Genomic DNA, 18,641 nt, shown 5'->3' with positions numbered 1-18,641 from the left:
CTCGTTCGACACGCCCTTCACATTCGGCCATTCGGCCATCTCCCTCGCCCGGCACGGCTCCGGCGGCCTCCGCCACATTCGTCAACGTTCTTGCAATAAATGCGAACAAGAACGCTTCTCATTCACCAAGAAATTACATAGAATGCCCGCTGAAAACAAATCGTAATAATTCCGGGCGGCATGCACGTTTGCGTCACGCGCCGTTCCCGGGCCACACCGCGAGGTCGAAGCGCACCATGAAGTCCCGTCCTGACGAGTTGAAGCTCGGCAAATTCACCACCCTGTGCAGCGTGCTCGCCGCGAGCCCCGCGTTCGCCGACGGCACGCCGTCGCCCGCGCCGGTCAGCACCGAAGGCCATCTCGCGCCGATCGAGATCCAGGGCAAGACCGAGCACAGCTACAAGGCCGACTTTTCCGCCTCCGCGAAATTCACCGCGCCGCTCGTCGACACGCCGAAGTCGGTGACCGTGATCCCGCAGGAGCTGATCCAGAACAGCGGTGCGGCAACGCTGACCGAAGCGCTGCGCACCGTGCCCGGCATCACGTTCGGCGCGGGCGAAGGCGGCAACCCGCTCGGCGATCGGCCGTTCATCCGCGGCTACGACACGCAGGGCAGCATGTTCGTCGACGGGATGCGCGACACGGGCGCGACCACCCGCGAGATCTTCAACACCGAGCGCGTCGAGATCACCAAGGGTTCCGACGGCGCGTACGGCGGCCGCGGCGGCGCGGGCGGCAGCATCAACCTGATCACCAAGGCCCCGCACCTCGGCACGACGGCCGCCGCGAGCGCGGGCTTCGGCACCGACCGCTATCGCCGCTTCACGGCCGACGGCAACTGGCAATTCGCCGATCACGCCGCGTTCCGCCTGAACCTGATGAGCCACAACAACGACGTCGCCGGCCGCGATGTCGTCAACAACGAGCGCTGGGGCGTCGCGCCGTCGATCGCGTTCGGTCTCGGCACGCCGACCCGCGTGACCGCGAGCTACTACCACCTGTCGACCGACGACATGCCCGACGGCGGCATTCCGTACTTCTACACGACGTCGAACAAGCCCGCGAACGTCGACACGATCTATCCGGCGCCCGTCGATCGCCACAACTTCTACGGCCTGATCGACCGCGACTTCCGCAAGACCACGTCCGACATCAGCACGATCAAGATCGAGCACGACATCACGCCGAACCTCACGGCGCGCAACACCACGCGCTATACGGAATCGACGCAGGACTACATCTGGACGCAGCCCGACGACAGCCAGGGCAACGTGGTGAACGGCAAGGTCTGGCGCCGCAACAACAACCGCAACAGTTCGATCAACAGCCTCGCGAACCTGACCGAATTGTTCGGCGAATTCCGTACCGGCCCGTTCAAGCACAGTTTCACGACCGGCATCGAACTGTCGCGCGAATGGGGCAAGCGCGACACGTACAAGGTCGCGACCGACACCGGCAAGATCTGCCAGAAGGGCATCGGCGCCGCATCGGGCTACAACTGCACGAGCCTCTGGTCGCCGAACCCGAACGATCCGTGGGCCGGCTCGGTCACGCGCAACAACGATTACGCGCATGCGCGCACCACGACGAAGTCGATCTACGGCTTCGACACGATCGAGATCACGCCGCGCTGGCAGGTGAACGCCGGCGTGCGCGTCGACGACTACTCGACCCGCTTCACCGACACCAGGGCCAATGGCGGCAAGACCTACACGCGCGACGACACGCTCGTCAACTGGCAGACCGGCCTCGTGTTCAAGCCCGCGCAAAACGGCAGCATCTACGCGTCGTATGCGACGTCGTCGACGCCGGCCGGCATGCTGCTCGGCGAAGGCAGCGAAACGCAGTCGCTCACGCCGGGCCGCGGCGGCGTCGGGCCGAACGCCGACCAGATGGCGCCGGAAAAGAACCGCAGCATCGAGCTCGGCACGAAGTGGAACGTGCTGAACGACAAGCTCGCGCTCACCGCCGCGCTATTCCAGATCGATACGACGAATGCGCGCGTGACGCTGCCGAACAACGAGTACGCGATGGTCGGCAACAAGCGCGTGCAGGGTCTCGAGCTCGGCGTCGCCGGGCAGATCACGAAGCAATGGCAGGTGTTCGGTGGCTACACGTACATGAAGAGCGAGCTGCGCGACAACGGCAAGGACGCCGCGAACAACGGCCACCGCTTCCCGAACACGCCGAAGCACAGCCTGACGATGTGGTCGAACTACGACGTGACGCCGAAGTTCACCGTCGGCGGCGGCGCGTTCTACATGTCGGAAGTGTTCGGCGATCCGGCGAACCTGCGCGCGGTGCCGTCGTACTGGCGCTTCGACGCGATGGCGCAGTACCGGATCAACAAGAAGCTCGACCTGCAGTTGAACGTGAACAACCTGTTCAACCGCACCTACTTCGATCAGGCGTATCCTGCGCACTATGCGTCGATCGCGCCGGGCCGCTCGGCGTTCGTCACGCTGAACGCGCGCTACTGATCGATGGAAGCCGTCTCGCTGAAGGCGCTCGCGTCGGTGTCGCCACGCGCGTTCGCCGACATCCTTGCCGGGCCGCCCGAGCGCGCCGCCGCGTGGATCGCGGCGGCCGCCGATCACGGGATCGTCGACGCGCAGGCCGTCTACGGACAGTATCTGCTCGACGGGCACGGCGTCGCGCGCGATCCGGCCGCCGCGTTCGGCTGGTTCGGGCATGCGGCGCGGGCCGGCCACCCGATGGCGATGAACATGCTCGGGCGCTGCTACGAGTTCGGCTGGGGCACGGCCGCGTGCGCACCGGTGGCCGTGTACTGGTACCGGCTCGCCGCGCAGGCCGGGCTCGACTGGGGCATGTACAACTACGCGACGGCGCTCGCGCTCGGCAACGGCATCGACGAGAACCGCGCCGACGCGCTCGACTGGTTTCGCCGCGCGGCCGCGCTCGGCCATGCGAAGTCGATCAACCTGATCGGCGGTTTCTACGAGGACGGCTGGGTCGTGACCGCCGATGTCGACACCGCATTCGATCACTATCGCCGCGCCGCCGAGGCCGGCGACTTCCGCGGTCAGTTCAACTATGCGCGGCTGCTCGCCGATCGCGGGCGCATCGACGAAGCACTCGTCTGGCTCGCGCGCGTGCCGGCCACCGCTACGCCGGCGTTCGTCGCGAAGATGCGTGCGTATCTCGCGTCGTCGCCGCTCGCTGCGTTGCGCGCGGTGGCGCTGCGGCTGCCGTCTCACGGCATGGAATTCGAATCATGATGCTTCATATCCCCGGCGTGCTGACCAAGGCGCAGGTCGCGCAATGCCGCGACCTGCTCGACACTGCCGATTGGGTCGACGGCAACGCGACGTCCGGCGCGCAGTCGGCGCTGGCGAAACGCAACCGGCAGTTGCCGGAAGGATCGCCGGTCGCGCGGGCGGTGGGCGACGCGATCCAGGATGCGCTGGCGCGTCATGCGCTGTTCTTTTCGGCGGCGCTGCCATTGAAGGTGTTTCCGCCGCTGTTCAATCGCTATGGAGGCGGCGAGACGTTCGGCACGCACGTGGACAACGCGATCCGGCTGCTGCGCGGCACGGATTTCCGCGTGCGCAGCGATCTGTCGGCGACCCTGTTTCTCGAGGAGCCCGACGCGTACGACGGCGGCGAGCTGTGCGTGGAAGATACGTACGGCGTGCATCGCGCGAAGCTGCCAGCCGGCGATCTCGTGCTGTATCCGGCGTCGAGCCTGCACCACGTGACGCCGGTGACGCGTGGCGAACGCGTTGCTTCGTTCTTCTGGATTCAAAGCATGGTACGCGACGACGGCGATCGCACGCTGCTGTTTCAGCTCGATACGCAGATCCAGGCGCTTTCCGCGGAAAAAGGCGCGAAGGATCCGATGGTCATTTCGCTCACCGGGATTTATCACAACCTGTTGCGGAAGTGGGCGGATGCGTAGGGTGACTTTTCGGTAGAAATTAATGCGCATGCAGGTGAGTAGCAACCGAGCCTTCACATCGCAATCGATTTCATATCTGAAGTTACAAAATCGAGATAGCAAGCCCTCCGAATTTCAGCTATGTTCTTATGGTATGACCATTCAACATTGAGAATTAGCACCAGTCAGTGGAAATTGCATGATGCCGAAATCCCGCCTGGCGATTTCGGCGCATCCCTTTTAAGGAGACGCTTATGCATACGGATGTGATCGACGTTTTGGTAGCAATCGACACGGAGTCGATCGTAAAAGCGGCTGGATCCAACAATAGCGCTTCCAATCCTTCTACCGTGGACCTCTCGCATATTTCCATCGCCGCAAGTGGCCAGAGCGCCAAGGATAACAACCTTTTTTTCAATTTAATGGATCCGGTCTATTGGCGGGCCTCTGCGATCGGGGTTGGTGACCCCTGCGAAATTTATGATTTCGTCGGCACTGACGAAGTAATCACTCAGCCACAATTAGAGTCGCTTAACGGAACAACTCTCACTCCAAATCCAGATAACCCGAGTGAGCCAACCGTCAATAACAATATAAAACTGTGGCACTGGAAATCTGCCGCAGCCAGCAAGGGACAAGCCACATGCGGGATTCGCTTCGTAATAATTGGGCGCGAAGGCCGACAGACCGGTTACTACCAGTGCAATATATCAATCACGACTAGTTGACGGACTACAGTTCATTCCGTGGCGCTCATTCTTCACCGCGGCGGCGGGCGCCACTCAATGCGATCCATCCGGTAATTCGTTCCAACTTGCCTGCACAATGGCGCGAAGTCACGCCATTTCCCGTATGGCACGTCGGGTTCGGATGAGCACCGCGATAGCGGCGTCAGAATTCCTGCATTCGCCATGACTCACCGTATCCAGGTCCGGCAGCGCCTGGTTCTGACGGGGCTCTGCTTGCCCTGTCGGCCGCGTCCCGATCGCGCCGCATCTCCCCGAGCTTCCGGCAGCCCGTACGCATGTAACCCGGACAACCATGCATTGCCATGCCGGTCGCGCGACCGCCCGCTTGCGGCATCGTCGGTCGGCGGTCTCCGGTAAAGCCGTGCCACCACGGAAAACGTCGGCCGAGACCGTCCCGCTCGTCGCTTGCATCAAGTCGCCACGGCGATCTAAAATGACCATCGTCAAATGACCATGCTCATATCATGATGCCGCACGCTCCCGTATCGAAATCCGAATTCAAGGCTCGCGCACTCGAATACTTCCGGCTCGTCGAGGCGTCGGGCGAAAGCCTCATCGTCACCGACCACGGCAAACCGACGCTCGAAATCCGGCCATACCACGCGCGCGAAGCCCAGCCATTGGACATATTGCGCGGCTCGGTCATGCGCTATGACAATCCTCTCGATCCGATTGCGGAAGATGATTGGGAGGCGTCGCGGTGATCGTGCTGGATACGCATGCATTGGTGTGGTGGGTGGCGGGCGATCCGTCGCTCAGCAAGAAGGCCCGCAGCGCAATCGATCGCGCGCTCGGCGAAGGCACGCTCGCCGCGTCCGCGATCTCCGCATGGGAAATCGCGATGCTGGTGCGCAACGAACGCCTCGCGCTGACGATGGACGTCGATGCGTGGCTCGCGACGGTCGCGCAAATCGACGGCATGCGCTTCGTACCCGTCGACGCCGACATCGCCGCGAAGTCCACCGCCCTGCCCGGCACGTTCCATAAAGATCCGGCCGATCGCATGATCGTCGCCACCGCGCGGCGGCTCGGCGCGCCGCTCGTCACCCGCGACGAAAAGATTCGTGCGTATGCGCACGTGAAGACGCTTTGGTGACGTCATCGACGTATCGACCCCATCACGACACCGACGGAGCGCGACGTCGGTCGACAGGCGATTCGTCTGACCGAACCGAGCGCGACGGTCGCGCGAAACCGTCAATTACCGGTCAACGCGCCACCCCATCCCGGTTTCACACATTACCCGTGCCGCACGACGGTCGCGCGAAACCGTCAACGACCCAGCAACGCGCCGCCCCTACTGGTTTCACGCATTACCCGTCCGAAAGGACGCATTGGCAATCTTGCGACCGCCATCGGACCGTGATGTAAAGCGAATCGCTCGCCATATCCCGCCTGTTCGAGCAAACTCTGCTCGACGAAACCCCGCGCTGACATTCTTTCCGGCGGCAATGTGCACGCGTCGGTAACATCGGCACTTGCCGATCCCCGCCCGCTCCCGCACAATCGGGCCACCTGCCTTCCTCCCCCCCGCGCCGATGTCCTATGCGTCACTCGCCACCGGCGTCCTGCTCGCCGGCGGTCTCGGTCAACGCTTCGATCCAAGCGGTCTGCACAGCAAGCTGCTCGCGCTGCTTCCCGACGGCACGCCGGTTGCGGTCGCGGCCGCCCGTCGTCTCGCCGCTGCCACGGCCGACGTGATCGCCGTCGTGCGTCCCGGCGCCGAAAAACTCGCGATTCTGCTGAACGAAGCCGGCTGCCAGGTCGTCTACGCGCCCGACGCGATGCGCGGCATGGGCGCGAGCCTCGCGGCCGGTGTCCGCACGACGCCCGACGCGACCGGCTGGCTGGTCGCGCTCGGCGATATGCCGTGGATCGCGGCGTCCACCTACGAAATGCTCACGTGCGCGCTCGACGCCGACGACGCGTCGATCGTCGCCCCCGTGCATCGCGGCATGCGCGGCCATCCGGTCGGTTTCGCCGCGCACCATTACGATGCGCTCGCCGCACTCGACGGCGATACGGGCGCCCGCGCGCTGTTCGCCAGCGCGCGGGTGAACCTGCTCGACGTCGACGATCCCGGCATCCTGCGCGACGTCGATACGCCGGCGGATCTGCGCTGATACCGGCGCGCGCCGGCCGCGCAGCGCATTGCACATACGTGCCGCCACGAGATCCGGCGCGATACCTGCAGACACTCGACTATCGCCGGCAATCCGGATGCCGCCGCGAGAATCCGGCTGCAAACGCTCGCCCGATTGCCTATAACGAAGACGAGGCGCGCCCGCCGCGCCACCGTCGTCACGCATTGCACGAGCCCTCCATGGACCACACGACCCCGATGCCCGAGCCCCCCGCCGATCCGAACCGCGATCCGGAAGACGACCCGCTGTCGCCACCTCCGCCGGGACATCCACACGACAACCCGCAGCAGCCCGACGGACCGCCGAGCAAGGATCCCGTTTAACCGGCATCGACCCAGGCAGCGCATCCGGCCGCATCATCCGGCCTGCGCCGGCATGCGCGACGACGTGCGACGACGCACGGCCCTCTGTCGCCCATCACCGCGCGAGCACCCGCTACCGCGCCGTATACCCGCCATCGATCGGCAGCGACACGCCGCTGATCATCGACGCCGCATCGCTCAGCAGGAACAGGATCGGCTCGACCACCTCGTCCGGCTCCGCGAAGCGCCCGAGCGGAATCGCCGCGAGCATCGGCGCGCGCTTTTCCGGTTCGCTCCATGCGAATTGCGCCATCGGCGTGAGCGTGACGGTGGGGTTCACGCTGTTCACACGAATCCCGTGCGGCCCAAATTCGATGCACAGCACGCGGGTGATCGCGTCGAGCGCCGCCTTCGACGCGCAATAGCTCAGATGCGCGGGCAAGCCGACGAGCGCGGCCTGGCTCGATACGTTGACGATGCTGCCCCGGGCACGCACGGCGCCACGCCCGTCGCGCGCGATCATCTTCCGCGCGACGGCCCGTGCGACGAGCGCCGCGCCACGCGCATTGACGGCCATCACGCGATCGAAGTGCCCGGCGCTGATCTCGAGCGCCGGCTCGAGCGACGCGATGCCCGCGCAATTGACGAGCGCATCGAACGCGTCGTGCACGGCAAGCGCCGCATCGATCGCCTGTTCGTCGCCGCCGATATCGACGCGCAAGGTCTCGCAGGCGATTTCGCCGGCCAGCCCGTCGAGCGCGGCCGCATCGCGCCCCGCCGCCACGACCCGCGCGCCCGCATGCGCCAGCGCGACCGCGCATGCGCGCCCGATCCCGCTCGACGCGCCTGTGACAAGCACCCGTGAACCGCTGAAATCGAATCGCGTCTTCATGATGACGTGTGCAGTTCGTGCATGATCGGTTTGAGTGCCGGATATAGCGCCGTATAGAGCGCGAAACGCGCCGCATACGCATGCGCGCGCCCGGCATCGGGCCGCGCGCGTTCGACGAGCGTGACCCAGCCGCCCTGCGCGTCGTCGTGCGACACGAGCCCCGCACCGACGCCTGCCAGCAGCGCGGCGCCCATCGCGGCTTCGACGTCCTGCTCGATCGTCCACACCGGAAAGCCCGTCACGTCCGCAATGATCTGCATCCACAGCGCCGAATGCGCGGCCCCGCCAACGACGATCAACCGGTCGTCCAGCGCCACCGTACCGCGCCGGCCGGCCTCGATGTTGTGCCGCAGCGCGAATGCGACGCCTTCGAGCACGGCGCGATACAGGTGCGCACGCGTATGCGCGAGACTCAGCCCGACGAACGCGCCGCTCGCCTGCGCGTCCCACACGGGGCTGCGCTCGCCCATCAGGTACGGCAGGAACAGCACGCCGTCCGCGCCGGGCGGCACGCTCTCGGCCGCTTCCTCGAGCAGCACGTGCGGATCGCCGTGCGGCAGCAACCTCGCCGCATCGATCTCCGCATGACAGAACTGGTCGCGAAACCACGCGACCGATGCGCCGGCCGTGATCGCGCCACCGAACACGTACAGGTCGCGCTGCCCGTTGAACACGTGCGGCATGCTGACGAGCCCGTGCCGCGCATCGACGTGCTGGTTCACGTAGCCCCAGCACATGCTGGTACCGATCATCGCGACATGCTGCCCGCCGCGCGTCGCGCCGGCCGCGAAGGTCGCGACGGCCGCGTCGACACCGCCCGCGACGACCGGCGTGCCGGCCGGCACACCGAGCTGCTCCGTCCATTGCGACAGCAGCCCGCCGACGACCTCGGTCGACTGGACGAGCCGCTCGGGCATCATCGTCGCGGGGATGCCGAGCATGTCGAGCGCGTCGTCGGACCACTCGCGGCGCGCGACGTCATACACGCCGCCGATGTTGCCGGCCGAACTGTGATCGACCGCCACCTCGCCGGTCAGCAGGTAGATCACGTAGGCATTCGGCGGCAGGAAGTAGCGCACGTTCGCCCACACGTCCGGGCGCTGTTCGCGCAGCCACAGCATTTTCGTGAACCCGTAGTAGCTGTCGACGCCGTTGCCGGTGATCACGCGCAGCCGCTCGACGTTCACGTTGGCGTTCACCCAGTCGACTTCCGCAGTCGCGCGCCGGTCCATCCAGATCAGGCACGGATGGAGCGGCCGCATGTCGCTGTCGACCGGAACGCCGGAACCGCCGTACAGGCTGCTCACGCACACGGCGCGGATCGCATCGGCCGGCACGCCGTGCGCGCGCGCGTCGCTCACGCAGCCCGCGATGCACTCGAGCACCGCGTCGAACCACACCTGCGGCCACTGCTCGGCCCACAACGGGCGCGGCGTGTCGGGCTGGTAGCCGGCCGAGCGCCGCGCGACGATCGTGCCGTGCCGGTCGACGAGCAGCGCCTTGGTGCTCTGCGTGCCGATGTCGACGCCTATGACGTATTCCATGATGTCTCCGGTGAGGCGCACGCGCCGGCCTTCAACGGGCCGGCTTCAGCAGCACCTTGATCGAGTCGGGCGATTTCGCGACGCGGATCGCGTCGTCCCAGTCTTCCAGCGCGAAGCCGTGCGTGACGATGCCTTTCGACGTGACGAGCCCGCGCGCAAGCAGGTCGATCGCGATCGGATAACAGTATGGTCCGAGGTGCGCGCCGCGCACGTCGAGCTCCTTGCGGTCGCCGATGATCGACCAGTCGACCGTCGTGTCCTCGCCGAACACGCTGAACTCGACGAAGCGGCCGAGCTTGCGGATCAGTTCCAGCCCCTGGTTCACGCCGACCGGCGCACCGGTCGTCTCGATATACACGTCGCATCCGTAGCCGTCGGTCAGCGCGCGGACGAGCTCGCGCGCATCGTCGCGCGTCGGGTTGATCGTCACGTCGGCGCCGTATTGCCGCGCGAGTTCGAGCCGCTCGTCGAGCAGGTCGATCACGACGAGCTTCTTTGGTGTCTTCAGGTGCGCGACCTGCGTCATCATCAGCCCGAGCGGGCCTGCGCCGGCGATCACGACGACATCGTCGAGCTGGAGGTCGCCGCGGTTCACGGTATGGATCGCGCACGACAGCGGCTCGATGATCGCGGCATCCTCGAGCGACACGCCGAGCGGAATCTTGTGGACGATCGCGGTCGGCGGAATGCGCATGTACTCGGCCATCCCGCCGTCGGCGACCTCGCGCTGGAAACCGAAGATGTTGTGCACCTCGCACATCCAGTACTGGCCCGACTTGCAGTAGCGGCACTTGCCGCACGGCACGATCTGCTCGGCGATCACGCGGTCGCCCGGCGCGACGCCGAAATGCGCGGCCGCGCCGTCGCCGAGCGCTTCCACGTAGCCGAAAAATTCATGGCCGGGAATCACGGGCGCCTTCACCCACGGATTCGGGCCGCCCCAGAACATCTTCGCGCCCGTATAGCACTTGCAGTCGCTCGCGCAGATCCCGCACGCGGCGATGCGGATCACGAGTTCGTTCGCGCCCGCGCGCGGCTTCGCGACCTGTTCGACGCGGTAATCCTCGGGGCCGTGGCAAACCACCGCGGTCATGCGCGGCTGGGCTTCGGGTGTCGTCATGAGTTGTCTCTTCCGTTGATGATTCGGATTTCTGATGAATAGCCGGTTACCGTGATCGTTCGCGGCTGATGTAGATCGCGAGCAGGATGATTCCGCCCTTGATCACGTTCTGCACATACGGGTTCACGCCGATCATGTTCAGTCCGTTGTTGAGCACGCCGAGCAGCAGCGCGCCCACCAGCGTGCCGAGAATCGCGCCGCGTCCGCCGGAGATCGACGTGCCGCCCATCACGACGGCCGCGATCGCATCGAGCTCGAAGCCGACGCCGGCGTTCGGCTGTCCGCTCATCAGCCGCCCGGTCAGCACGATCGCGGCAAGCGCGGACGTCAGCCCGGCCAGCGTATAGACGATCAGCTTCACGCGCGCGACGCGCACGCCGGTCAGCCGCGTCGCCTGCTCGTTGCCGCCGATCGCATACACATAGCGGCCGAACGGCATGCGATCGAGCAGCAGCCATGCGATCGCATAGACGATCAGCATGATCAGCACGGGCGCCTGGATACCGAGCACCTTGCCGCTGCCGAAGAATGCGACCCAGTCGGGCAGCCCGTCGATCGGATAGCCGCCCGTATAGATAAGCGCGAGGCCGCGAGCGATGCCCATCGTCGCGAGCGTGACGATGATCGGCGGCATCCCCGCGAACGCGACGAACACGCCGTTCAGGAAGCCGAACCCGAAGCCCACCGCGATACCGATCGCGAGCGCGGCGACGGCGTTGACGCCGGCCACCATCAGCCCGGCCGCGAGCGTCCCGGACAACGCCATCACCGAGCCGACCGACAGGTCGATCCCGCCCGTGAGGATCACGCAGGTCATGCCGACGGCGATGATCGCGTTGATCGACACCTGGCGCAGCACGTTTTCCAGGTTCGCCGCCGACAGGAAGCTCGGGCTCGCGATCATCATCGCGATGCACACGACGATCAGCCCGACGAGCGGATAAAACAGCGTCGAGCGCCGCAACTGCGTCCACATCGCGCGCGGCGGCGCATCGACGGCGGCCGCCGCAAGGGTCGTGGAACGCGTGGAAGAAGATTCAGGCAGGTTCATGGGTCGCTCCTCGCGTGCCGGCCGTGGCATGGGTCATGACCGTGTCGGGATCGATCTCGTCGCCTTCGAGCGTCGCCTCGATGCGGCCCTGCCGGAACACGGCGACGCGATCGCACATGCCGACGATTTCCGGCAGCTCGGACGAGATCATGATGATGGCGTGGCCGCGCGCGGTGAGTTCACGCATCAGCCCGTAGATTTCCGCTTTGGCGCCGACGTCGATGCCGCGCGTCGGCTCGTCGAAGATCAGCACGCTCGCGTGATGGTTCAGCCAGCGCGCGATCACGACCTTCTGCTGGTTGCCGCCGGACAGCGTGGCCACCTCGGTATGGATCGACGGCGCCTTCACGCCGACGCGCCGCATCACGTCGCGCGTCGTGCCGGCCTCGCCGCGGCGGTCGATCAGCCAGCGCATCGACCGGTACTTGCCGAGGTTGTTCAACGAGATGTTGTCGCGAATCGAAAACGACGTGACGAGCCCTTCCGTCTTGCGGCTTTCCGGCAGGATGCCGATACCCGCGCGCAGCGCGTCGGCCGGATCGGCGAGCTTCGCCGGCGTGCCGCGCACGCGCACCGTCTTGCGATGTGCGCGCGTCGCACCGATCACCGCGAGCGCGGTCTCGGTGCGCCCTGAGCCGACGAGGCCGGCGAAACCGAGGATCTCGCCCGCATGCAGCGCGAAGCGGTTCACCGGGCTGTCGCGTTCGATCTGCAGCGCGTCGACTTCGAGCACGGCCGGCGCATCGGCAGGCCGCATCGGCTTCGGCGGAAAGCTGCTCTCGAGCCGGCGGCCGACCATCATCCGAACCAGTTGCTCGACGTCCGTGCGCGCGACGTCGGTCGTCGCGACATACTGGCCATCGCGCAACACCGTGATGCGATCGCACACGGCGAAGATTTCGTCGAGATGATGCGAGATGAAGATCATCGCGACACCGTGCCGCTTCAGCTCGCGCATGATCGCGAACAGGTGTTCGGCCTCGGCCGGCGTGAGCGTGGCGGTCGGCTCGTCGAGGATCAGGATGCGCGCATCGAGCGACAGCGCCTTGCCGATCTCGACGAATTGCTGCTGTGCGACCGACAGCGTTCGCAGCGGCGCATCGAGATCGATCGACACGCCGAGCCGCGCGAAGATGCCGGCCGCCGCGCGGCGCATCCGCGCGCGGTCGCGCATGCCCCAGCGGGTACGCAGCTCGCGGCCGAGGAACAGGTTGTCGACGGCATCGAGGTGCGGAATCAGGCTGAATTCCTGGAACACGATGCCGACACCGGCCGCGACCGCGTCGTGATAACTCGAGAAATGCCGCGCGGTGCCGTCGATCTCGATCGTGCCCGTGTCCGGTTGATGGATCCCGCAGAGGATCTTCATCAGCGTCGACTTGCCGGCGCCGTTCTCGCCGAGTAGCGCGTGAATCTCCCCGCGCGCGATCTCGAGGTGAATGTCCGACAGCGCCTTCACGCCCGGAAAGCTTTTCGTGATGTGGCTGAGCCTGAGTATCGTGTCCATCGGCTTCTCCGTGCGAAGGATGGCGGCCAGGCCGCCGCCCTTCGCGTCGCGTCGCACGTCGCTCACCAGCTGAAGCCCTTCGCGTTGCCGCGATCGACGACCTTCACGTCGACCGGAATCGCCTTCGGCACCGTCGCGCCCCACTTGCGTGCGATCGCGATGCCGAGCGCGATGCGCACCTGGTCGGCCGGAAACTGCGCGGTCGTCTCGATGAACTTCGAGTTCGGCTTCTGGATCGCCGCGATCGCCTCGGGCGCGCCGTCGACGCTCGTCAGCCTGATGTCCTTGCCGGAACCTTCGATCGCGGCGAGCGCGCCCATCGAGCCGCCGTCGTTCACGCTGAAGATGCCCTTCAGGCTCGGATGCGCGGAGATCATGTTTTCGGTCACCGATAGCGCGGTCGCGCGCTCCTGCTTGCCGTTCTGCGTGTCGACCAGCTTCACGTTCGGGAATTTCGCGAGCCCGGCCTTGCAGCCGCGCACGCGTTCGAGAATCGGCACGACCGGAATGCCGTCGAGGATCGCCACCTCGCCGCTGCCGCCGATCGCCTTCGCGAGGTATTCGCACGACATCACGCCGGCGTCGTAGTTCTTCGAGCCGACGAACGAATCGACCGGGCCGTTCGCGTTCGCATCGACGGCCACGACCACCGCGCCGGCCTTCTTCGCCTGGGTGATCGCGGACTGGATGCCGGTCGAGTCGGTCGGGTTCACGAGCAGGATGTCGATCTTCTTCTGCAGCATGTCCTCGACGTCGCTCACCTGCTTGCTGACGTCGTGATGCGCGTCGGTGACGACGACCTGCGCGCCGATCGATGCGGCCGCGTCGTTCAGCGCCTTCTGCATCGTCACGAAATACGGGTTGTTCAGCTCCTGGAACGTCATGCCGATGCGTAGCGGCGCGGCATGCGCGACGGCCGGCAGCACGGCCGCGACGGCGAGCGTGGCGAGGGCCGCGACGCGGGCGCCGCGGCGCGGGGAGGAAGCGGGCGATGCGCTAGGCAATGCGGTGGGCGATGCGTGCGTCATGACGGTGTCTCCGGTTGTGTGTGCGGCTTTTTCGTGGGTAAGCGAGCCCCTCGCGACGCGAACGGCGCGATCGGCTGGGTGAAACGGCGAGGCAAGGTCGGGCGGGCGAGCGCCCGGCGATCATCCGGGCTGCGGTACGAGCCCGGGCGCGCCGGGCGTGACCACGCGCGGCGGCATCGGGTTGCCGGTGGGCGCCGCGTGCAGCGCGAGTTCACGGCTGCGCGCGTTCAGGCGCTGGAGTGCGCGAAACTCGGACGGCGCCATCCCCTTCACCGCGCGGAACTGGCGGTTGAAGTTGGACACGTTGTTGAAGCCGGCCTGGAAGCAGATGTCGGTGATGTTCGCGTCGTCGGCGAGCAGCATCTGGCACGCGGATTCGATGCGCAGTCGATTCACGTACTGGACGAACGGCAAACCCGTATGACGGTGGAACGCGCGCGAGAACGCGCTGACGCTCTGCCCGGTCAGTTGCGCGAGCTCCGATTCGCGCAGCTCCGACGCGAGGTTCTTGCCGATGTACGACAGCGCGTGGCTGAGCCGCGTGGGCGTCACATGCGCCTGGTCGTAGGCGGGGCTCGCGAGCAGCGTGCGTTGCGCCGCGCCGCACAGCCGCTCGAGGATCGTCATGAACAACGCGATGCGGCGCATCCCGCGTGCGCCCAGCAGCTCGTCGAACAGCGGCGCGATCGCCGCGCTCGTGTCGTCGTCGAAGCCGACGCCGCGCCGCGCGTCGTCGAGCAGCGCCTGCGCGTCGCGGCATTCGGGAAACGCGTCCATGCAGCGGCGCACGAACGACGGATCGAACTGGATCACCAGATTGCGGCGCTCGACGGTTTCGCCTTCCGCCATGTCGCTGACCCAGTTGTGCGGCAGGTTCGGGCCGAGCAGCACGAGATGGCCCGGGCCGAACGAGCCGATATGGTCGCCGACGAAATACTTGCCGCGCGTCGCGACGATCAGGTGCAATTCGAATTCGGGATGAAAATGCCAGCGGATCGTGCGATACGGATAGCCGTGCGACCAGACCTTGAACGACTCGTCGCGTCGCACTTCGACCACTTCCAGATCGGGGTGCATCATCGTGGCGTCTCCATTCCCATGTGTCGCTGGCCGGGCCGTGCGGCGTGGCGGCCGGTCGCATGGAAAGCAATGTAGGTCGATCGCGCGCGCGACTCCACCAACTTTACGCCTGATTTTCGATACTTTTTTGCGGTTTGCGGATGGAAACGACGCCAGATAGCAAAATTGTGCAGCGCGGAATGCGCGCCGGCCAGCGGCGGCCGCGAATGGCCGCCGAGCGGATCCGGCAACGCGGCTCACCCTCGGACGGCTACCGCGACGACGCAGCCGCGCTTTCCCGTGCTACGCGCACCTCGTAGGTCTTCAGGTGGTTGTAGGCGATGCGCAGCAGCGACAACGCATCCGCCGCCTGCGGGTCGCGGCGCGCGAGCAGGTCGCCGATCACGTGGTCGGCTTCGACCCGCGCGCGGTTCTCGACATCGCGCAGCATCGACGCGGTCAGCGGCGATGGCGTCAGCACCATCCGCTGCATCCGCTCGATCGCGGCCGGATCGGGCCGGTAACCGTTGTGCGCGGCGATCGCGCTGCATTCGTCGAGCATCGTCTCGAGCAGACGGCGGCCGTCCGGCGCGGCGAGGATGTCGCCGACCGAGCCGCGAAACAGCGACGTGCTCGCCGCGAGCGTCGCGAGGAACACCCACTTGTCCCACATCCGTGCGGCGATGTCGTCACTGAGCGCCGCATCGAAGCCCGCGCCGCCGAGCACGTCGGCGACCGCGCGCACACGCGCCGATTCGCCGCCGGCGAGTTCGCCGAACGACAGCCCGTGCGTATCGTTCAGATGCACGATCCGCTGCTCGCGATCGAGCGTCGCCGCGATCACGCACAGGCCGCCCAGCACCTGCGCGGCGCCGAAGCGGGCGCGCAGCACGTCGAGATGGCGCATCCCGTTGAGCATCGGCAGGATCAGCGTCGACGGCCCGACGAACGGCGCGAACGACGCAATCGCATCGTCGAGGCTGTAGGCCTTGCAGCTCAGCAGCACCAGGTCGAACGGCGCGTCCGCATCGCCGGCCCGCACCGTCTGCACGTTCGCGAGCGTCAGGTCGCCGCGCGGGCTGCGGATCAGGAGCCCGTCGCGCGCAAGCGCGGCCGCGCGGCCGTCGCGCACCAGGAACGTCACGTCGCGCCCCGCCGCCGCGAGCCGGCCGCCGAAGTAACCGCCGACCGCGCCGGCCCCCACCACCAGAATTCGCATCATTGCCTCCTTTCAGGTTCGTTCGACGCCGCCGCCCCGCCCGACCATCCGGGCGCGACACGCAGCCGTCATCGCCCGACAGTATAGCGACGGCGAATATGTATATGCATAGATGACCGTGCCGCGCTCGCTGGTATCGAGCGGCTGCCGTCTGCCATCTGCCGTCTCTAAGGGATTTCCCGCCTACGGCCACGCTCGTGGCGTGCCGTCAAAGACTTATCCCGTCACGCCGTTCCGGCGCGCTCGTTCGACCGACCGACCTCACTACCATGCGCACCCTCTCCCTGAACCAGAAACTCGCCTCGATGATCGTCATTCTGTGGCTCGGCCTGCTCGTGATCGCCGGCATCGGCGCGTGGCAGACGCGCGCGTCGATGATCGCGGACCGCCGCGACCAGCTGGCGTCGCTCGTCGCGCAAGCCACGAGCGTCTCCGACCACTACTACAAACTGTCGCAACAGAATGCGTTGCCGGAAGCCGACGCGAAGCAGAAGGCGCTCGAGGCGATCGCCGCGATGCGCCACGGCACCGACGGCTACATCTCGGTCAACGACTCGAAGCCGGTGATCGTGATGCATCCGATCAAGGCCGAACTCAACGGCAAGGACGTGTCGAATTTCGCGGATCCGGACGGCAAGCACCTGTTCGTCGAGATCGTGAAGGCCGGCAACGCGGAAGGCGGCAAGGGCTTCGTCGAGTATCTGTGGCCGAAGCCGGGCGCCGACAAGCCGCAGGACAAGACCAGCGCGGTGCAGCGCTTCGCGCCGTGGGACTGGTATATCGTGACCGGCATGTACATGGACGACGTGCGTTCGGCGGTGCTCGCGAGCGTCGGCCGCTGGTTCGCGATGACGGCCGTGCTCGGCGCGATCGCGACCGCCGTGATGGTGCTGGTGCTGAAAAGCGTGCGCGCGAACCTCGGCGGCGAGCTCGAGGTCGCGCTCGACGCCGCGCAGCGTATCGCCCAGGGCGACCTGACCGCGCGCGTGAACGTGAAACATGACGACCGCGGCAGCCTGCTGCATGCACTGCATACGATGCAGAGCGGGCTGATCGACATGGTGTCGCGCGTGCGGATGGGCACGGAGAACATCAACGTCGGCGCGAGCGAGATCGCATCGGGCAACACCGACCTGTCGCAGCGCACCGAGGAGCAGGCAGCCGCGCTCGTGCAGACCGCGTCGAGCATGGACCAGATGACCGCGAACGTGAAGCAGAACGCGGACAGCGCCGCCCAGGCCGCGACGCTTGCCGGCCAGGCCGCGCAGGTCGCGACGCGCGGCAGCGAGGTGGTCGACAATGTCGTGCGCACGATGAACGAGATTACCGACCGCTCGCACAAGATCGGCGACATCATCGGCGTGATCGACGGGATCGCGTTCCAGACCAACATCCTTGCGCTGAACGCGGCCGTCGAGGCCGCGCGCGCCGGCGAACAGGGCCGCGGCTTCGCGGTGGTCGCCGCCGAGGTGCGCTCGCTCGCGCAACGCTCGGCGACGGCCGCGAAGGAGATCAAGTTGCTGATCGTGTCGTCGAACGAAACCGTCGAGCACGGCGCGACGCTCGTCACGCACGCGGGCGAGACGATGGCCGAGATCGTGCAGTCGGTGCGGCGCGTGAACGAAATCCTCGACGAGATCAGCCATGCGTCGCGCGAGCAGAGCGCGGGGATCGAGCAGGTCAACCGCGCGGTGGGCGAGATGGATCAGGTCACGCAGCAGAACGCGGCGCTCGTCGAGCAGGCCGCGGCCGCCGCGCATTCGCTGCGCGACCAGGCCGAAGCGCTGCGCGACGCGGTCACGCGATTCGCATTGCCGGCGTGACGTCGGCGGGATCGGGCGAATTCCCGGCGGTTTCGGTGATTCCGGTGATTCCGGTGATTCCGGTGATTCCGGTGATTCCGGCAATTCCGGCAATTCCGGCAATTCCGGCAATTCCGGCAATTCCGGTGATTCCGGTGATTCCGGTGATTCCGGTGATTCCGGTGATTCCGGTGATTCCGGCGGTTCCGGCGGTTCCGGCGGTTCCGGCGGTTCCGGTGATTCCGGCGGTTCCGGCGGTTCCGGCGGTTCCGGCGGTTCCGGCGGTTCCGGCGGTTCCGGCGGTTCCGGCGGTTCCGGCGGTTCCG

Annotated in this window: 18 protein-coding genes; 9 read left to right on the top strand and 9 right to left on the bottom strand. The window is 66.5% G+C overall.

The features are described from left to right. Positions 1-236 precede the first annotated feature (236 nt). From SB786_RS19600 to SB786_RS19565, 8 genes are all read left to right on the top strand, one after another. Entirely contained in the window at positions 237-2,480 is a 2,244-nt protein-coding gene (locus SB786_RS19600; RefSeq protein WP_410728895.1) for a TonB-dependent receptor, read from the top strand. 3 nt (positions 2,481-2,483) lie between these two features. Continuing rightward, positions 2,484-3,239 carry a tetratricopeptide repeat protein gene (locus SB786_RS19595; protein WP_410728894.1) on the top strand — a complete coding sequence of 252 codons (756 nt, stop codon included), beginning with the start codon at positions 2,484-2,486 and terminating at the stop codon, positions 3,237-3,239. Then, the gene (locus SB786_RS19590; RefSeq protein WP_410728893.1) at positions 3,236-3,919 is read left to right on the top strand and encodes a Fe2+-dependent dioxygenase; all 684 of its coding nucleotides are present in this window, start codon (positions 3,236-3,238) and stop codon (positions 3,917-3,919) included. The genes SB786_RS19595 and SB786_RS19590 overlap by 4 nt, the downstream gene beginning before the upstream one ends. A 233-nt stretch (positions 3,920-4,152) precedes the next feature. After that, positions 4,153-4,626, top strand: coding sequence for an AidA/PixA family protein (locus SB786_RS19585; RefSeq protein ID WP_410728892.1), 474 nt, complete (start codon positions 4,153-4,155; stop codon positions 4,624-4,626). Positions 4,627-5,111: 485 nt separating this feature from the next. Then, positions 5,112-5,351 (top strand): type II toxin-antitoxin system Phd/YefM family antitoxin, encoded by a 240-nt coding sequence (locus SB786_RS19580; RefSeq protein WP_011659184.1) that lies wholly within the window; start codon positions 5,112-5,114, stop codon positions 5,349-5,351. Then, complete coding sequence (locus tag SB786_RS19575; RefSeq protein ID WP_410728891.1) at positions 5,348-5,743, top strand: type II toxin-antitoxin system VapC family toxin; 396 nt, start codon at positions 5,348-5,350, stop codon at positions 5,741-5,743. Before SB786_RS19580 ends, SB786_RS19575 begins: the two co-directional genes overlap by 4 nt. A 442-nt stretch (positions 5,744-6,185) precedes the next feature. Beyond that, a complete protein-coding gene (locus SB786_RS19570; RefSeq protein WP_410728890.1) occupies positions 6,186-6,770 on the top strand; it encodes an NTP transferase domain-containing protein in 585 nt (194 codons plus the stop codon). 200 nt (positions 6,771-6,970) lie between these two features. Then, positions 6,971-7,114 (top strand): hypothetical protein, encoded by a 144-nt coding sequence (locus SB786_RS19565; RefSeq protein ID WP_006752960.1) that lies wholly within the window; start codon positions 6,971-6,973, stop codon positions 7,112-7,114. A 112-nt stretch (positions 7,115-7,226) separates the two neighbouring features. Here the strand turns inward: SB786_RS19565 and SB786_RS19560 are convergent, their stop codons facing one another. The 8 genes from SB786_RS19560 to panE form a co-directional block, all read right to left on the bottom strand. Beyond that, complete coding sequence (locus SB786_RS19560) at positions 7,227-7,985, bottom strand: SDR family oxidoreductase (protein WP_410728889.1); 759 nt, start codon at positions 7,983-7,985, stop codon at positions 7,227-7,229. Continuing rightward, a complete protein-coding gene (locus SB786_RS19555) occupies positions 7,982-9,529 on the bottom strand; it encodes an FGGY-family carbohydrate kinase (RefSeq protein ID WP_410728888.1) in 1,548 nt (515 codons plus the stop codon). Before SB786_RS19555 ends, SB786_RS19560 begins: the two co-directional genes overlap by 4 nt. 31 nt (positions 9,530-9,560) lie before the next feature. Further along, positions 9,561-10,649 (bottom strand): alcohol dehydrogenase catalytic domain-containing protein, encoded by a 1,089-nt coding sequence (locus tag SB786_RS19550; protein ID WP_410728887.1) that lies wholly within the window; start codon positions 10,647-10,649, stop codon positions 9,561-9,563. A 46-nt stretch (positions 10,650-10,695) separates the two neighbouring features. Continuing rightward, positions 10,696-11,700, bottom strand: coding sequence for an ABC transporter permease (locus tag SB786_RS19545; protein ID WP_410728886.1), 1,005 nt, complete (start codon positions 11,698-11,700; stop codon positions 10,696-10,698). Further along, positions 11,687-13,264 carry a sugar ABC transporter ATP-binding protein gene (locus tag SB786_RS19540; RefSeq protein WP_410729025.1) on the bottom strand — a complete coding sequence of 526 codons (1,578 nt, stop codon included), beginning with the start codon at positions 13,262-13,264 and terminating at the stop codon, positions 11,687-11,689. The genes SB786_RS19545 and SB786_RS19540 overlap by 14 nt, the downstream gene beginning before the upstream one ends. A gap of 5 nt (positions 13,265-13,269) precedes the next feature. After that, positions 13,270-14,235: a substrate-binding domain-containing protein gene (locus SB786_RS19535; RefSeq protein WP_410728885.1), complete on the bottom strand. Its 966-nt coding sequence runs from the start codon at positions 14,233-14,235 to the stop codon at positions 13,270-13,272. 120 nt (positions 14,236-14,355) lie between these two features. Further along, positions 14,356-15,315 carry an AraC family transcriptional regulator gene (locus tag SB786_RS19530; RefSeq protein ID WP_410728884.1) on the bottom strand — a complete coding sequence of 320 codons (960 nt, stop codon included), beginning with the start codon at positions 15,313-15,315 and terminating at the stop codon, positions 14,356-14,358. A gap of 250 nt (positions 15,316-15,565) precedes the next feature. After that, positions 15,566-16,513, bottom strand: a complete 948-nt coding sequence (gene panE / locus SB786_RS19525) for a 2-dehydropantoate 2-reductase (protein WP_410728883.1) — start codon at positions 16,511-16,513, stop codon at positions 15,566-15,568. 269 nt (positions 16,514-16,782) lie between these two features. Here panE and SB786_RS19520 point away from each other — a divergent pair, with 269 nt between their 5' ends. After that, positions 16,783-18,336, top strand: a complete 1,554-nt coding sequence (locus tag SB786_RS19520; RefSeq protein ID WP_410728882.1) for a methyl-accepting chemotaxis protein — start codon at positions 16,783-16,785, stop codon at positions 18,334-18,336. On the opposite strand, the gene SB786_RS19515 is transcribed toward SB786_RS19520, so the two are convergent. Continuing rightward, on the bottom strand, positions 18,311-18,641 hold a 331-nt coding region (locus SB786_RS19515; RefSeq protein ID WP_410728881.1), incomplete at its 5' end, for a hypothetical protein. The genes SB786_RS19520 and SB786_RS19515 overlap by 26 nt on opposite strands.

The organism is Burkholderia sp. SIMBA_062, assembly GCF_046534765.1.
GTDB classification, from domain to species: Bacteria; Pseudomonadota; Gammaproteobacteria; order Burkholderiales; family Burkholderiaceae; genus Burkholderia; species Burkholderia ambifaria.
Note: the sequence above shows the minus strand (reverse complement) of the source record. Positions and strands in the feature narration are given on the sequence as shown.

Excerpts from the sequence above, each read along its gene's own strand:
- SB786_RS19565 (WP_006752960.1), top strand. The coding sequence starts at position 6,971 with ATGGACCACACGACCCCGATGCCCGAGCCCCCCGCCGATCCGAACCGC.
- SB786_RS19535 (WP_410728885.1), bottom strand. The coding sequence starts at position 14,235 with ATGACGCACGCATCGCCCACCGCATTGCCTAGCGCATCGCCCGCTTCC.
- SB786_RS19570 (WP_410728890.1), top strand. The coding sequence starts at position 6,186 with ATGTCCTATGCGTCACTCGCCACCGGCGTCCTGCTCGCCGGCGGTCTC.
- SB786_RS19545 (WP_410728886.1), bottom strand. The coding sequence starts at position 11,700 with ATGAACCTGCCTGAATCTTCTTCCACGCGTTCCACGACCCTTGCGGCG.
- SB786_RS19600 (WP_410728895.1), top strand. The coding sequence starts at position 237 with ATGAAGTCCCGTCCTGACGAGTTGAAGCTCGGCAAATTCACCACCCTG.
- SB786_RS19580 (WP_011659184.1), top strand. The coding sequence starts at position 5,112 with ATGATGCCGCACGCTCCCGTATCGAAATCCGAATTCAAGGCTCGCGCA.
- panE (WP_410728883.1), bottom strand. The coding sequence starts at position 16,513 with ATGCGAATTCTGGTGGTGGGGGCCGGCGCGGTCGGCGGTTACTTCGGC.
- SB786_RS19530 (WP_410728884.1), bottom strand. The coding sequence starts at position 15,315 with ATGATGCACCCCGATCTGGAAGTGGTCGAAGTGCGACGCGACGAGTCG.
- SB786_RS19550 (WP_410728887.1), bottom strand. The coding sequence starts at position 10,649 with ATGACGACACCCGAAGCCCAGCCGCGCATGACCGCGGTGGTTTGCCAC.
- SB786_RS19520 (WP_410728882.1), top strand. The coding sequence starts at position 16,783 with ATGCGCACCCTCTCCCTGAACCAGAAACTCGCCTCGATGATCGTCATT.
- SB786_RS19590 (WP_410728893.1), top strand. The coding sequence starts at position 3,236 with ATGATGCTTCATATCCCCGGCGTGCTGACCAAGGCGCAGGTCGCGCAA.
- SB786_RS19560 (WP_410728889.1), bottom strand. The coding sequence starts at position 7,985 with ATGAAGACGCGATTCGATTTCAGCGGTTCACGGGTGCTTGTCACAGGC.
- SB786_RS19555 (WP_410728888.1), bottom strand. The coding sequence starts at position 9,529 with ATGGAATACGTCATAGGCGTCGACATCGGCACGCAGAGCACCAAGGCG.
- SB786_RS19585 (WP_410728892.1), top strand. The coding sequence starts at position 4,153 with ATGCATACGGATGTGATCGACGTTTTGGTAGCAATCGACACGGAGTCG.
- SB786_RS19595 (WP_410728894.1), top strand. The coding sequence starts at position 2,484 with ATGGAAGCCGTCTCGCTGAAGGCGCTCGCGTCGGTGTCGCCACGCGCG.